Origin of the sequence: Streptomyces sp. NPDC047515 (assembly GCF_040643055.1) — a bacterium.
Lineage (GTDB): Bacteria > Actinomycetota > Actinomycetes > Streptomycetales > Streptomycetaceae > Streptomyces.
Genome location: NZ_JBEYTM010000006.1, coordinates 96714 through 110494, shown reverse-complemented (window position 1 = coordinate 110494; position 13781 = coordinate 96714). Strand labels below are relative to the sequence as shown.

The 13781-nt window shown below is 70.2% G+C and carries 12 protein-coding genes; 5 read left to right on the top strand and 7 right to left on the bottom strand.

Annotated features, from left to right (window positions below; translation table 11 throughout):
- Nucleotides 1–26: 26 nt before the first annotated feature.
- Nucleotides 27–1301 (bottom strand): M6 family metalloprotease domain-containing protein, encoded by a 1275-nt coding sequence (locus ABZ826_RS07075; RefSeq protein WP_361443457.1) that lies wholly within the window; start codon nt 1299–1301, stop codon nt 27–29.
- A 382-nt stretch (nt 1302–1683) separates the two neighbouring features.
- Here ABZ826_RS07075 and ABZ826_RS07070 point away from each other — a divergent pair, with 382 nt between their 5' ends.
- Nucleotides 1684–2346, top strand: coding sequence for a TetR/AcrR family transcriptional regulator (locus ABZ826_RS07070; RefSeq protein WP_361443454.1), 663 nt, complete (start codon nt 1684–1686; stop codon nt 2344–2346).
- A gap of 294 nt (nt 2347–2640) precedes the next feature.
- Entirely contained in the window at nt 2641–4173 is a 1533-nt protein-coding gene (locus tag ABZ826_RS07065; RefSeq protein WP_361443451.1) for an MFS transporter, read from the top strand.
- Between the two features lie 90 nt (nt 4174–4263).
- Here ABZ826_RS07065 and ABZ826_RS07060 read toward each other — a convergent pair whose 3' ends face one another.
- On the bottom strand, nt 4264–4767 hold the full coding sequence (locus tag ABZ826_RS07060) for a MarR family transcriptional regulator (protein ID WP_361443448.1): 504 nt from the start codon (nt 4765–4767) through the stop codon (nt 4264–4266).
- A gap of 145 nt (nt 4768–4912) precedes the next feature.
- On the opposite strand from ABZ826_RS07060, the gene ABZ826_RS07055 reads away from it, so the two are divergent.
- Nucleotides 4913–5695 (top strand): class III extradiol ring-cleavage dioxygenase, encoded by a 783-nt coding sequence (locus ABZ826_RS07055; protein WP_361443445.1) that lies wholly within the window; start codon nt 4913–4915, stop codon nt 5693–5695.
- A 75-nt stretch (nt 5696–5770) separates the two neighbouring features.
- Here ABZ826_RS07055 and ABZ826_RS07050 read toward each other — a convergent pair whose 3' ends face one another.
- Together ABZ826_RS07050 and ABZ826_RS07045 are read right to left on the bottom strand one after the other, a co-directional pair.
- Complete coding sequence (locus ABZ826_RS07050) at nt 5771–6874, bottom strand: questin oxidase family protein (RefSeq protein ID WP_361443442.1); 1104 nt, start codon at nt 6872–6874, stop codon at nt 5771–5773.
- Nucleotides 6875–6945: 71 nt separating this feature from the next.
- Nucleotides 6946–7485 carry an N-acetyltransferase family protein gene (locus tag ABZ826_RS07045; RefSeq protein ID WP_361443439.1) on the bottom strand — a complete coding sequence of 180 codons (540 nt, stop codon included), beginning with the start codon at nt 7483–7485 and terminating at the stop codon, nt 6946–6948.
- Between the two features lie 148 nt (nt 7486–7633).
- On the opposite strand from ABZ826_RS07045, the gene ABZ826_RS07040 reads away from it, so the two are divergent.
- Nucleotides 7634–8632: a sigma-70 family RNA polymerase sigma factor gene (locus ABZ826_RS07040; protein ID WP_361443436.1), complete on the top strand. Its 999-nt coding sequence runs from the start codon at nt 7634–7636 to the stop codon at nt 8630–8632.
- Between the two features lie 87 nt (nt 8633–8719).
- Here the strand turns inward: ABZ826_RS07040 and ABZ826_RS07035 are convergent, their stop codons facing one another.
- The gene (locus ABZ826_RS07035) at nt 8720–9835 is read right to left on the bottom strand and encodes a YafY family protein (RefSeq protein ID WP_361443433.1); all 1116 of its coding nucleotides are present in this window, start codon (nt 9833–9835) and stop codon (nt 8720–8722) included.
- 93 nt (nt 9836–9928) lie between these two features.
- Between ABZ826_RS07035 and ABZ826_RS07030 the strand changes: the two genes are divergently transcribed.
- Nucleotides 9929–11503: an MFS transporter gene (locus tag ABZ826_RS07030; protein ID WP_361443430.1), complete on the top strand. Its 1575-nt coding sequence runs from the start codon at nt 9929–9931 to the stop codon at nt 11501–11503.
- 98 nt (nt 11504–11601) lie between these two features.
- Here the strand turns inward: ABZ826_RS07030 and ABZ826_RS07025 are convergent, their stop codons facing one another.
- Together ABZ826_RS07025 and ABZ826_RS07020 are read right to left on the bottom strand one after the other, a co-directional pair.
- Nucleotides 11602–12372, bottom strand: coding sequence for a DUF6227 family protein (locus ABZ826_RS07025; RefSeq protein WP_361443427.1), 771 nt, complete (start codon nt 12370–12372; stop codon nt 11602–11604).
- Nucleotides 12373–12506: 134 nt separating this feature from the next.
- Nucleotides 12507–13616, bottom strand: coding sequence for a P1 family peptidase (locus ABZ826_RS07020; RefSeq protein ID WP_361443801.1), 1110 nt, complete (start codon nt 13614–13616; stop codon nt 12507–12509).
- Between the last annotated feature and the right edge of the window lie 165 nt (nt 13617–13781).

Here is a 13781-nt window from a genome sequence, read left to right as displayed (position 1 = left end):
GGGCGGACGGCCACGGATTCGGGCCGTCAGGGCCGAGTGATCCGGACGCGGTAGTTCCCCTTGTCGTCCTTGTCGACCACGGATATGCGTATCCCGGCTGCCCGGTCGGTGAAGGTCTGGCCCGGCTGGAAGGGGGCGTCGGAGAGTTCGGCGTGCACATTGGGCAGTTGGGTGCAGCCGCTGCTGCCTTTGGTGCTGTCCGCGACGGACACCGGCCCCTGCCCGGTGTCGACGTCCGAGCTCACCTTGTAGATCAGCACCCCGGGCCGGCAGACCGCCTGGTCGTTGCCCGCCCGGGTCCGTACCTCCACGGCGTAGCCGGACTCGCTGCTCAGCGGTACGAAGGCCAGCTTGACGCCGCCCCGGGTGGCCAGCGGTTCGAGGATGTGGTCGCTGGTGCCGGGCCGGGCGGCGCAGCTGATCTGCTTGTTGTCCAGCCAGCCGAGCTTCCACTTGTGCCAGCCGAGCAGGTCGTTGTTGGCCCCCCAGTCCTCCGACATGATGTCCCAGTGCCCGACCGCGCCGCCGCCCTCCGTGGTGTAGAGGTCGGGGAGGCCGAAGACATGGCTGTTCTCGTGCGGCAGCACGCGGTATCCGTTCTGCTTGAACGACCCCGAGCCGTCGTCCTGGCGGCTGTAGATGAACGACGTGTTGGCGAGCGGGATGCCGTCCGCGTGCGGGGCGTCGTCATTGCCGGAGAAGGTCACGGACAGGACGGTGTCCAGGGCGGGGGGTCCGGCGTTCGGTGTGACCAGGATGTTGATCAGGTCGTACGTACTGAAGTCCACCTTCGATCGCGTGGCGGCGACGATGTCCTGGACGAGTTGGCGGTAGCCCGGCTCGTACGGTGATCCGCGCTCGATCCCGTACTCGGAGAACGGCAGCGGCATCCGCAGCCAGGTTTTCAGGGGTGCGTCCGGGATGTAGGTGAGCCGTCCGTACGAAGCGGTCCGGAACCAGTTGACGGTCTGCGGGAAGAATTCGTCGAACCGGTCCATCGCCGATTCGGTGCCCGGTGCGTCGGGGAAGTCGATCATCAGGTTGAGCGCGTGGATCCTGCCTGTGGAGTGGGCGTAGTTCGCCGCCGTCGGCATGCCCTCCGACATCTGTACGCCCATGGTCGTCGCTATTCGGCACGCGGCTATGCCTGCCGAGGAGTTCGCCACCGGTCCGGCCGAAGCCCGGCTGGATATCGGAAGTGCACTGCTGGCCGAGGCCAGTGCCGCGATGACCAGGGTCGTGGCCGAGGCGAACGCGATCGGGTTGCGGTGCTTGCGTATCCGGTGGCGGGTCTTCTGCATACAGGCGCCTCGCGGTCCGCGGCAGCCGGCCGACCCTGACTGCGCTCTGCGGATCAGCCTGTGACGGGTGCTGCGGCACCGCTCGTCGGGTGCGCCGAACGGTTGGTTTTCCCGTTCCGAGGTGTGCCGCAGGTCACATCGTGGTGGGGAAATAACCGGGGACCGTTTCCCCGTTTGAACTTCTGTCCCCGTGAAACGGGGAAGCATTCCCCGGTTGCGGGAGGGGGTGCTGCGAAGATGGAAGCAACCAGGAGCAGCGGCAGAGCAGAACCAGGACCGAAGCAGGATCAGGGTCGAGGCCGAAGAGACCAGGACCGAAGTCCGGCACCACGAAGACCGTGGCGCCGGGAATCGCAGGAGTCGGAAGGCAGGGACAGCCGTCGTGGATACCGTCACCCGCACCGCCACCGGAACGGCGCAGCCCCGGACGCACCGTCCGAGGGCGGACGCGCTGCGCAACCGGGAGCGGATCGTGACGGCCGCGCGCGAGATGTTCGTCGAGTTCGGGCCGGACGTGCCGCTCGACGAGGTCGCCCGCCGCGCCGGCGTCGGCAACGCCACGCTCTACCGGAACTTCCCCGACCGGGCCGCGCTGACGCACGAGGTCGTGCTCGCGGTCACCTCCCGCACCACCGACCGCGCGGAGGAGGCGACGGCCGAGGAGGCCGATCCCTTCGCCGCGCTCTGCCGCTTCGTGCACGCGGCGGCCGACGAACGGATCGGGGCCCTGTGCCCGATGCTGTCCGGCGGCTTCGACAAGGACCACCCCGAACTGCTCGCCGAGCGTCGGCGCCTCGAAGAGGCCGTCGAAGGACTCGTGGCGCGCGCCATGTCCGCCGGGCGCCTGCGCACCGACATCGCGGTCGGTGACGTACTGGTCGCCCTCTCCCAGCTCACCCGGCCACTGCCCGGCATCGGATGCCCGGACATCGACCGGTTCACCCACCGTCATCTACAGCTGTTCCTGGACGGACTGGAGGCCCCGGCCCGGTCCCGACTGCCCGGAACGGCGGCGACCTTGGAGGATTTGCGGCGTCGGCCATGAGGCCCGCGCCGGGCCCCCGAACCGGGTGCCCGGCGACGCGACCACCGCATTGTGACCACGCCTTTCCTTTCACCGCACCTCGACCGCACCTCCCTTTCACCGCTCGACCCGCGACGACCTTCATGCCCGAGTGGTCACACTCGACCCGTCAGGCCTGATCCGTCACGCCCGACCCGTCCCGCCCGGCCTTCTCCGGCGGCCGTTCTCACCGGCCGTCCCTTACCGACTGCCCGTTCACCGACTTCTCGGTTCACGATTCCGCGCGCCCACGCGCGTCCTTAGGTGGATACCTCCATGTCAAAAACAGCTGATATCCGACTCCCGGACCCCAGCCGCTGGAAAGCGCTGGCGTTCATCGCCCTCGCGCAGCTGATGGTCGTGCTCGATGCCACGATCGTGAACATCGCGCTGCCGCACGCTCAGACGGCCCTGGGCATATCCGACGCCAACAAGCAGTGGGTCATCACGGCCTACGCGCTCGCCTTCGGCGGACTGCTGCTCTTCGGGGGCCGGATTGCCGACCTCTGGGGCCGCAAGCGGACCTTCGTCGTCGGCCTGATCGGCTTCGCGCTGGCCTCCGCGCTCGGTGGCGCGGCCCAGAACCAGGGCATGCTCTTCGGCTCCCGAGCCCTCCAGGGCGTCTTCGGTGCGCTGCTCGCCCCGGCGGCGCTGTCGCTGCTCGCCGTGATGTTCACCGACGCCAAGGAGCGCGCCAAGGCGTTCGGCATCTACGGTGCGATCGCCGGTGGCGGTGGCGCCGTCGGCCTGATCCTCGGCGGCTTCCTGACCCAGGCGCTGAACTGGCGCTGGACGTTCTTCGTCAACATCCCGTTCGCGGTCGTCGCGGCCTCCGGCGCGTACTTCGTGATCCGTGAGCCGGCCGGCAGCCGCAACCGCTCGCCGCTCGACATCCCGGGCGTCGTCCTGTCCGCACTGGGTCTGGTCTCGCTGGTGTACGGATTCACCCGTGCCGAGTCCGCCGGCTGGTCGGACGCGCTGACCATCGGCACGTTCGTCGCGGCCGGCGCGCTGCTCCTGGCGTTCGTCCTGACCGAGTCCCGGGTCGCGTCGCCGCTGCTGCCGCTGCGCGTGGTGCTGGACCGCAACCGCGGCGGCGTCTACCTCTCGCTGGGTCTGGCCGTCATCGCGATGTTCGGGCTGTTCCTCTTCCTGACGTACTACCTGCAGGTCGTGAGGGGCTACTCGCCCATCAGGACGGGCTTCGCCTTCCTCCCGATGATCGCGGGCATGATCACCGGTTCGACGCAGATCGGTGCCCGGCTGATGACCCGCGTCCCGGCGCGCAAGCTCATGGGCCCCGGCTTCCTGACCGCCGCCGTCGGCATGCTGCTGCTGACGCAGCTGGAGATCGGCTCCTCGTACACCACGCTGATCCTGCCCGCGCAGCTCCTGCTGGGGCTCGGCATGGGCACGGCGTTCATGCCGGCCATGTCGCTGGCGACGCACGGTGTCGAGCCGAGGGACTCGGGCGTCGCGTCCGCGATGGTCAACACCTCGCAGCAGGTGGGCGGCGCGATCGGTACGGCGCTGCTGAACACCATCGCCGCATCGGCCGCGACGGCGTACGCCACCTCGCACGCCGCGCTCGGCGCCCGCGACCCCGAGCTGTTGAAGCTCCAGTCGATGGTGCACGGCTTCACCGGTGCCATCTGGTGGGCCGTCGGCATCCTGGTGGTGGCCTCCGCGATCGCGGTGACCTTCATCAACGCCGGCCGTCCCTCGACGGCCACGGCGAGCGGAGGCTCCGGTTCGGGTGACGCCGACGGTGTCGAGGACGAGTTCAAGGTCCCGGTCGTCGCCCACTGACGACGCCCGGCGGCGTGACGTGAGGTGAACGCGGCTCTGCCCCGGTTCCGCTCGACGGAACCGGGGCAGAGCCATGCCCCGGTGCGTGGCTCAGCGCAGCCAGGGCAGATCCGCGTCCGTGCCCTCCGGCTGCAGCCCGGTGGCGATGACCTGCATGATCTCGCCGAGCGAGCACACCTGCTCGGGTGTGAGCCGGTCGAACATCGCCTGGCGTACGGCGCTGACATGGCCCGGCGCGGACCGGCGGAGCATCTCGTAGCCGTCGTCGGTGAGGACCGCGTTCTGGCCGCGCTTGTCGGACGGGCAGTCCTCGCGGCGCACCCAGCCGCTCTTCTCCAGTCGTGCGACGGCGTGCGAGAGCCGGGAACGGGTGATCTTGGCGTCCTTGGCCAGCTCGGTCATCCGCTTCCGGCGGCGGGGCGCCTGGGAGAGCTGGACGAGCAGTCCGTAATAGATGTGCGGCATCCCCGCGTCACGCTGCAACTGGCGGTCGAGGTGGTCCTCCATGAGCGTGGTGGCGTGGAGATACGCCCGCCAGACACGCTGCTCTTCGTCGGAGAGCCAGTGAGGCTCGCCGGGGGATGCCGTGGTCATGGACTCCACTGTACGACCTTTTCTTGAAAGTTTAACTAGATAGAGCTAAGGTCTCTGGAGGTGGGAGCTTGAAGATTAAAGAATCCTTCCTTCTCAAAGAGACCAAGAGAAGACTTACCTCGATCAGCAGCGGATGGGGAGTGCCATGACTGTCACCGTGGAGCGCATGCCCGCCCTCTACCTCTCCCACGGCGCACCGCCGCTGGCCGACGACCCGGTCTGGCCCGGCGAACTGGCCGCCTGGTCCGCCGGGCTGCCCCGCCCCCGCGCGATCCTGATGGTCTCCGCGCACTGGGAGGAGGCCCCGCTCGCCCTCGGCGCGACGGAGACCGTCCCGCTCGTCTACGACTTCTGGGGCTTTCCCGAGCACTACTACCAGGTGCGGTACGCCGCCCCGGGCGCGCCGGAACTGGCGGAGAACGTGCGCAAGCTGCTGCGTGGCGCCGGTACGCCGGTCCAGGACATCCCGGACCGCGGGCTCGACCACGGGGCGTACGTCCCGCTGGTGGAGATGTTCCCGGACGCCGACATCCCGGTGCTCCAGATCTCCATGCCGACGCTGGACCCGCAGAAGCTGATGGACATCGGTCGCAGGCTGGCGCTGCTGCGCGACGAGGGCGTCCTGATCGTCGGCAGCGGCTTCTTCACCCACAACCTGGCCGCCCTGCGGCAGGCGGGCGGGGGCACCCCCGGCTGGTCGGCGGAGTTCGACGACTGGGGGAAGCGGGCGCTTCAGGCGCAGGACATCGACGCCCTGCTGGACTTCGAGCACAAGTCCCCGGCCGGCCGGCTCGCCCACCCGCGCACCGAACACTTCGCGCCGCTGTTCGTGACGCTCGGCGCGTCGGAGGGCGAGCTGGACCGGGGCCGCAGCGTCATCGACGGGTTCTGGATGGGGCTCGCGAAACGGTCGGTGCAGTTCGGCTGAGAGCGCCGAAGGGGCCAGGGGGAACGGGGGCAGGGGCGGGGACGCCCAGGACGGTGAGGGGCCCCGGAAGATCCGTCACAGGGCCGGCGGGTTCAGCTCGATCGAGCGGAGTGCGGCGGCCAGGGCCGTGGAGTCGCCGACGTCCAGTGCGGTGTCGGTGAACTTGATGGTGTGATCGTCGCCGTGCGCCGCCGCCCGCGCGAAGAGCTCCTCGGCGGACGCGGTCGTGGGCGCGTACGGGGCGGGCTCGGCCGGACCGTACGCGGCGGTGACGGCGGCGCTCGCCGCCCAGGCGGCCTCCAGGCTCGGCGCCCACAGCGCACGGGGGAGTGCGGGCAGAGTGCGCAGCACGGCGTTGGGCGCGGTCGCGGCATGCACCAGCATGATCGGCTCGCCGTGCCCGTGGGTGGCATAGCGGTGGGTCGCGGCCCGCACCAGCTCCTCCAGCCGGGTCCGGGCCTCGTCCGGGTCGTCGGTGAAGCGCTGCGGCCACACCGGGAACGCGGTGAGCTGCGCCAACCGGTCCCGAATGCCGCCGCTCTGTTCCGGCACCGGCGGCACGGCGTCCAGCGCGGCCCCGGCGCTCGGTGCGGGTGCCAGTGGAGTCAGCGCGGGCAGCGGCTGGTGGCGGGCGGCCCAGTAGCCGAGGCCGTGGGCGAGCTCGGTGATCCGGGGTGCGCTCGCCTCGCCCGCGAGCAGGGTGCGTACGCAGTGGCCGACCCGGATCACGGGGTGGGTGGCGCCCGCCGCGATGCCGGGCAGCAGCCGCGGCCACCACTCGGTCAGGACGTCCCGCCAGGGGCGCTCGGCCGTCTCCCGCTGGAAGTACACCGTCCAGTCCGCGATCCGGCGCGGGTTGCCCAGGGCCTCGCGCCAGTTCTCCGCCGTGACCCGGGACGCGGTGTCCGGCATGTCCTCCAGTTTGTGGCTGTAGTGGTCGAGCCAGCGGTGGACGACCGGTGCCTGGCCGTGCCGGACCAGTGCCTCGACGGCCATCGGACCGTGATTGCTCAGCCAGCCGTTCCGTTCCGGGCCCGCGGTGTGGAGGCGTTCCAGCGCCTCGTCGAGCGTGCCCGTGGTGTCCTCGGTGGTCCCACCGGCTGTCGCGTCGTCCCTGACACCTGCCGTGTCGTCGTCCCGGCCGCCCGCTGTGCCGTGCGTGCTCGTCGTCTCGTTCATACGGAAGGACGCTAGGCGTGGCGCCCGTGGTGCGTAACGGGCCGTGGTCCCGGTCCCGGACGGTGTGCGGCCTAGGACCCGGGACCCATCCGCTTCTCGTACCAGGCCACGTCCCAGTAGGTTCCGAACTTCCGGCCCACCTCGGCGTACGTGCCGACATGGCGGAAACCGAAACGCTCGTGCAGCCGGGCCGAGGCGTCGTTGGGCTGGGTGATGCCCGCGTGCGCACGGTGCAGATCCTCATCCGCGAGCGCCTCGAACAGGGACGAGTAGAGCAGTGTGCCGACACCGCGGCCGGTGGCGCCCGGCGCGCAGTACACACTCACCTCGACCGAGGTCGCATACGCCGCCTTGGGGCGGAAGGGGCTGCTGGTGGCGTATCCCAGGATCGAATCGGGGCCGACAATGCGGACATCCTGAGCAACCAGAACCCGGTGGGGCCCGTCTTCCGGGTGGGAACGAAGCCACGGCATCCGCTGTTCGGGTGTGAAGGGAGTCGTATCGAATGTGAGCGCGGTCTCACGTACGTAATGGTTGTAGATGTCCGTGAGCGCCACCAAATCGCCTTCGATGCCCGGCCTGACCTGCACTTCTTCCCGGCTGTTCGGCATGCGCACTCCTCTCGCGGCGGCACAGGGTACTGCATGATCGCGAAAATGAATGCCAGGCATGGGAATTCTGTCCGGATTCCAGTCGTTGTTTCCATCGGATGCAGGGCACCCGAGAGGGTGTCGCGACCTACTCAGCAAGGGAGCACGCATGGCAACCCGTGCCGTCGCCCGTCGTTCGTCCGCCACCGGCGGGACCAGCCGGGCAAGCAGTGTTCGCGCAGCGGGCGGAGAGATCGCCGATCGCGACCTGGTCGGCATGTACCTGGACGAGATCGCGCGTACGCCGCTGCTCGATGCCGCCAAGGAGGTCGAGCTGTCGCAAACCGTCGAGGCGGGCGTCTACGCGCGGCAGATACTCGGCGGCGAGGTGGAGAGCGAAGCCGGTGGAGCGACGCGCGAGGAGCTGGAGGCGCTGGTCGCCGAGGGCGAGCGCGCCAAGGACATATTCATCCGTTCCAATCTCCGCCTCGTCGTTGCCGTCGCCCGCCGTTACCCGCGGGCGGGGCTGCCCCTGCTCGACCTGATCCAGGAGGGCAACGCGGGCCTGGTGCGTGCGGTGGAGAAGTTCGACTACGCCAAGGGCTTCAAGTTCTCCACGTACGCGACGTGGTGGATCCGTCAGGCCATCACCCGTTCCATCGCCGACCAGTCCCGTACGATCCGGCTCCCCGTCCACCTGGTGGAGGAGCTCGGCCGGATCCGCCGGGTGCAGCGCGAGTTCAACCGTGAACACGGGCGCGAGCCGGAGCACACGGAGATAGCCGCAGAGCTGGACTCCACGCCGGAGCGTGTGGGCGATGTCCTGGACTGGGCCCGCGACCCGGTCAGTCTCAACATGTCCGTGGATGACGAGGGCGAGACGCAGTTCGGCGATCTGCTGGAAGACACCTCCGCGGTGTCGCCCGAGCAGTCGGTGATGACGCTGCTGCGCAGCGAGGAGCTGGAGGACCTGATCGGCAAGCTCGACAACCGCACCGCGTCGATCATCCGTATGCGGTATGGCATCGAGGACGGCCGCGAGCGGACCCTCACGGAGGTGGGCAAGCAGCACGGACTGACCCGCGAGCGGATCCGCCAGATCGAGAAGCACGCGCTGCTCGAACTGAAGCGAATGGCGCACGACACGGGTTTTGACGCTGCGGCGTGAGCCCGAGTCCAGTATCCTCCGAAATGGGTCGCTTCGCGTGACCCCCTGAGCTGAGTCCCGGCGCCCACCCCCCCCTGGCGCCGGGGCTCATTCTTTTGTGCCCTTGGTGCCTGCGGCCTTGATGTCCGTGCGCTTGATGCCGGTGGCCCTGTCGGTCGGCGGCCGCGTGGATCCGGCGCGCAGGCCTGTGGCCGGTCGGTCCGTCCGCCGGCCTTCTGCCCCCGCGCCTTCTGTCCCCGTGCCTTCTGTCCCCGCGCGGGTCAGCCGGGCGCCCAGATCGCTCAGGTACTCCACCAGCTGCGGCGGCTCGTGCGCGGTGAACTCGCAGTCCACCAGTGCGAGCCGGACCGCCACCCATTCGAGTGAGTCCGACAGCACCGCCCGCAGCCGGCAGCTGTTCTCGCCGGTCCGCTCCAGCGGTCCGATCGAGGCCGGGAGGCGCGCGGACACGAAGTCCGCCGGGGCCGCGAAGCTCACGTCGACCGCCAGCTCGGGCTGCCGCCGGGCGATGGAGCCGGCGAGGAACTCCGCCGCGTCGCCCGTGGGCAGCTCGCGCGGCGTGAACCGGGCTCCGGTCGCGAACGGCTCGCTGACCCGGTCGACCCGGAACGTACGCCAGTCCTCGCGCCCCAGGTCGTATGCGACGAGATACCAGCGCCACCCGGTGCTCACCAGGCGATAGGGCTCGGCCTGCCGCTTCGTCTCGGCGCCGTCCCCCGCGCGGTAGGCGAACCGCAGCCGCTCCCGCCCGGTGACCGCCGCCGCCATCACCGTGAGCGTGTGCGGATCGATGGTCGAGCCGTCGCCACGGGTCAGCGGCATCGTCGCGTTCTGCAGGGTCGAGACCCGGTGCCGCAACCGCGAGGGCAGCACCTGCTCCAGCTTCGCCAGAGCGCGTACGGACGCCTCGTCGACCCCCTCGATGGCATGCCCGGCGCCGGCCCGCAGGCCCACCGCGATGGCCACCGCCTCCTCGTCGTCGAGGAGCAGCGGCGGCATGGCGGTGCCCGCGACCAGGCGGTAGCCGCCGACCGATCCGCGCGAGGCCTCGACCGGATAGCCGAGCTCGCGGAGCCGGTCGATATCGCGGCGGATCGTGCGCGGGCTGACGTCGAGCCGCTCGGCGAGTTCGCTGCCCGGCCATTCGCGGGGCGTCTGGAGGAGCGACAGCAGGTTCAGCAGTCGTGCCGGTGTGTCGGTCATGGGCTCAGCCTCGTGCCGGTGTGTCGGTCATCTCACCAGGATGCCCAGCCTATTGGGTCATGGGCTGTCCTAATGGCTGCTTAGTTTCTTCCCATGACTTCTTCCACATCTCTGCCGTCCACGGCATCCGGGCCCACGGTGTCCTCGGACCCGTCGGACCGGCGACGCTGGTTCGCGCTCGCCATCGTGATGACCGCGGCCTTCATGGACCTGGTCGACGTCACGATCGTCAACATCGCCGTCCCGAGCATCCAGCAGGACACCGGCGCCTCGTTCAGCTCGATCCAATGGATCACCGCCGGATACGCCCTGGCCTTCGCCGCCGGTCTGATCACCGGCGGCCGGCTGGGCGACATCTACGGCCGCAAGCGACTGTTCCTCATCGGTATCGGCGGCTTCACGCTGGCCTCCGCGCTCTGTGGCTTCGCCGCGAACCCGGAGATGCTGGTCGCCTCCCGCATCCTCCAGGGTGGCACCGCCGCGCTGATGGTTCCGCAGGTGCTGTCGATCGTGCACGCCACCTTCCCGGCGCACGAGCGGGGCAAGGTCTTCGGCCTCTTCGGGGCGATCGTCGGCCTCGGCGCCGTGCTGGGACCGCTGCTGGGCGCGCTGCTCACCGAGTGGAACCTCGCCGGTCTCGAATGGCGGCCCATCTTCCTGATCAACCTGCCGGTCGGCATAGCGGGTCTGATCCTGGGACGGAAGTTCATCACCGAGTCGAAGGCCCCGAAGGCGCTGCGGCTCGATCTGATCGGTGTCGCCCTGGTGACGCTGGGACTGCTGATGCTGATCTACCCGCTCACCCGTGGGCGCGAGCTGGGCTGGCCGCTGTGGGGCCATGCGCTGATGGTCGGCAGCCTCCTGGTGTTCCTGGTCCTGGTGGTGTTCGAGCAGCGCAAGGCGCGCAAGGACGGTTCACCGCTGGTCGAGCTGTCGCTGTTCCGGGTCAAGAGCTTCGCTGCGGGCATCGCCGTGCAGCTGACCTTCGGTCTCGGCCTCGGCATCTTCTTCCTGGTCTGGACGCTCTACATGCAGATGGGGCTCGGCTGGAGCGCGCTGAAGGCCGGCACGACGGGTATCCCGTTCTCGATCGCCGTCTCGTTCGCCGCGGGCATCTCCGTACAGAAGCTGGTGCCCCGCTTCGGCCGCAAGGTCCTCCAGTCGGGTGCGCTGCTGATGATCGTCGGCGTGCTGCTCTACATCTGGGAGTCGGACCGGTACGGCATGGGCATCACGTCCTGGCAGATGGCGCTGCCGCTGGTGGTCATGGGTATCGGCATGGGCCTGATCGTGGCTCCGCTGACGGACGCGGTGCTGTCCGAGGTGCCGAAGGAGCATTCCGGTTCGGCCTCCGGGCTGATCAACACCGTGCAGCAGATGGGCAACGCGCTCGGGCTCGGACTGGTCTCGGTCGTCTTCTTCGGTTCCATCGGGGACCGGCTGGCACCCCAGCAGGTGGGCCCGGCGTTCGCGGAGGCGTTCCAGCACTCGCTGTGGTGGGTGGCCGGGGTGCTCGCGGTGATCTTCCTGGTGATGTTCGCGCTGCCGGCCCGGCCGCGGCGGCACGAGGAGGGCGGCGACGAGGCCCTGGACGACGAGAGCGTCTCCGTGGCGTCCATGAGCGGGCCCGGGGCCGAGCTCGGCAAGGAACCCGCGCTGACGCGATGACGCCGTGACGCCCTGACGGCGCCGGGCGTCCTGACGGTACGAGGTGCCCGCAGTCCCCCGGGGGAGTGCGGGCACCTCGCATGCGTGGCGGGCTCCGGTCAGCAGATGTGCGTACGGCTCTCCATGGCGCCGCGCGCGGAGTCCTCGTCGCCGTACACCTCGCACATGTGGCGGCCGTCCGGCGTGGCCGTGTGCTCGACCTCCCACAGGCTCGTCTCGCTGCCGTCGAGAAGCAGGAAGGCGTGCTCGTACAGGGTGAAACCGGCATCCCGCCCATCCACCCGGCACTGCCGGCCGAAGACCTGGGTGATGTGATGGGCGAACGCGGCGCGCAGCAGCCGGGCGGTCTCCTCACCGGGGCCGTCGCTGTTCTCCGCGCGGCGCAGGACCCGGCGGGCGTGGTCGGCGGAATTGTCCGGGGCGTACATCCGGGGCAGCGGGACCTGGGGCGCGGCCATCAGGACCGTGAGTACCTCCAGATCGGCCTGCGGTCCGTCGTCCCCGAACACCGGGCTCTCACCGAAGCCGCCGGCCAGCCGGGCGGCGGCGACATGGGCATCGGCCTCGTCGTCGTACAACTCGTGGTGGCGGAGGTCGGGCTCCGTCCGGGATCGGGGGGCCGTCGCGCTCTGCGGACCGCCGTGCACCAGCTCCCACAGGGTGAGAGGAGTGCCGTCGGACAGCAGATACGTGTGCCGGTAGGTCTCTCGGTGGAGTACGGAACTGTGGTGCGAGGAGTGCAGGGAACTGCTGTGGGCGAGTGCGGTACCGAGTCTCTCGACCGTGCTGTCGGGCAGGTCGAAAGAGTTGAGTGCCCGTCGCAGGAGTCGCTCGAGGTGCTGCTCGGTTGTCTCGTACGGATCGCTCAAGGTGCTGTCTCCAGGCCGTCGCCGCGTGTTACTTGGTGCGTGCTTAACGTAGTACCTGGGTCCGACATCGTGACCGGGGTTCAGAAAAACGTACGTCGCACGCAGATGGTTCCTGTCGGTTCGTCTGAACTTTCTTACCCGGGAGGCGAGTCGGATGTCGGGCGTTCGCGCGGCGCGGGCCGGGCCGGGGGCCGGTGCCCGGCATAGAGATCGCTGTACGAGGGGTAGCTGCCGCCGCCGGGGCGGCGGTCGACGCTCTGAGCTGCCCGGACGGCTTTCACGATGGCGCGGGTCAGGACATCCGCGCCGGCCGCCAGGAGGTCGTTGAGCGCGATCGGGTTCCGCGGATCCAGCTGCCGGGCGCTGGTGGCCAGCCCGAAGACGGTGTCCCCGTCGGTCAGCAGATGCACCGGGCGGACGGCGCGCGCCAGTCCGTCGTGCGCCGTGCCCGCGAGCTTCTGCGCCTGGGCCCGGGTGAGATCCGCGTCCGTGGCGACGACCGCGAGCGTGGTGTTGAGCGGCGGCCGGACGTCCGTCGCCCGCGCCTCGGCGAGGCGTCGCTGGGCCGCACGGTGGACCTCGGGTGCGGGGTGCACCGGCGGTTCGGCGGCGCCGTACTCCCCGTACAGCACTCCCGTACGCGGATCGATCACCGAACCAGCCGCGTTGACCACGACGAGCGCGCCCACCGTGATCCCGGACTCCAGCCGCACACTCGCCGTGCCCACCCCGCCCTTCAGCTGCCCGGCGACCGCACCCGTACCGGCGCCGACACCCCCCTCGACGACCGGAGCCCCGGGCTCCGTGCCCGCCGCGTCCTCCACCGCCGCGCGACCGGTCGACGCGTCGGGGCGGGCCCGCCAGTCACCGCCCCGCCCCAGGTCGAAGACGCACGCGGCCGGAACCACCGGCACCACCTGCGCCGGATCGGGCCCGACCCGCACCCCGCGCCCCTGCTCCTCCAGCCAGGCCATCACACCCGACGCGGCGTCCAGGCCGTACGCACTGCCGCCCGTCAGGACGACGGCGTCGACGCGCTGCACCAGATTGCGCGGATCGAGCGCGTCCGTCTCTCGGGTGCCGGGGCCGCCGCCGCGTACGTCCACGGCCGCGATCGCGCCGCCCTCCGGGGCGAGGACCACCGTGGTGCCGCTCAACGCGCCCGCGCCCGCCACCCGTGCGTGGCCGACCCGCAGTCCGGCGACATCGGTCAGCGCGTCGAGCGGCCCGGCGGCAACGGGCAACGGGAAGGGGTCCGTCGGTTCCTGCGGTTCTTCCGTCACGCGGGCTCCTCACTGGAAACTGGATTCACCACTCGCGCCGTGCGGCGCTCGCGACTCGCCGCCCGGCACCTCTGCTGCTTGTGCTGCCGATGGCGTCGGCCGTGCCCCTCGCGACTGTCGCTCGCC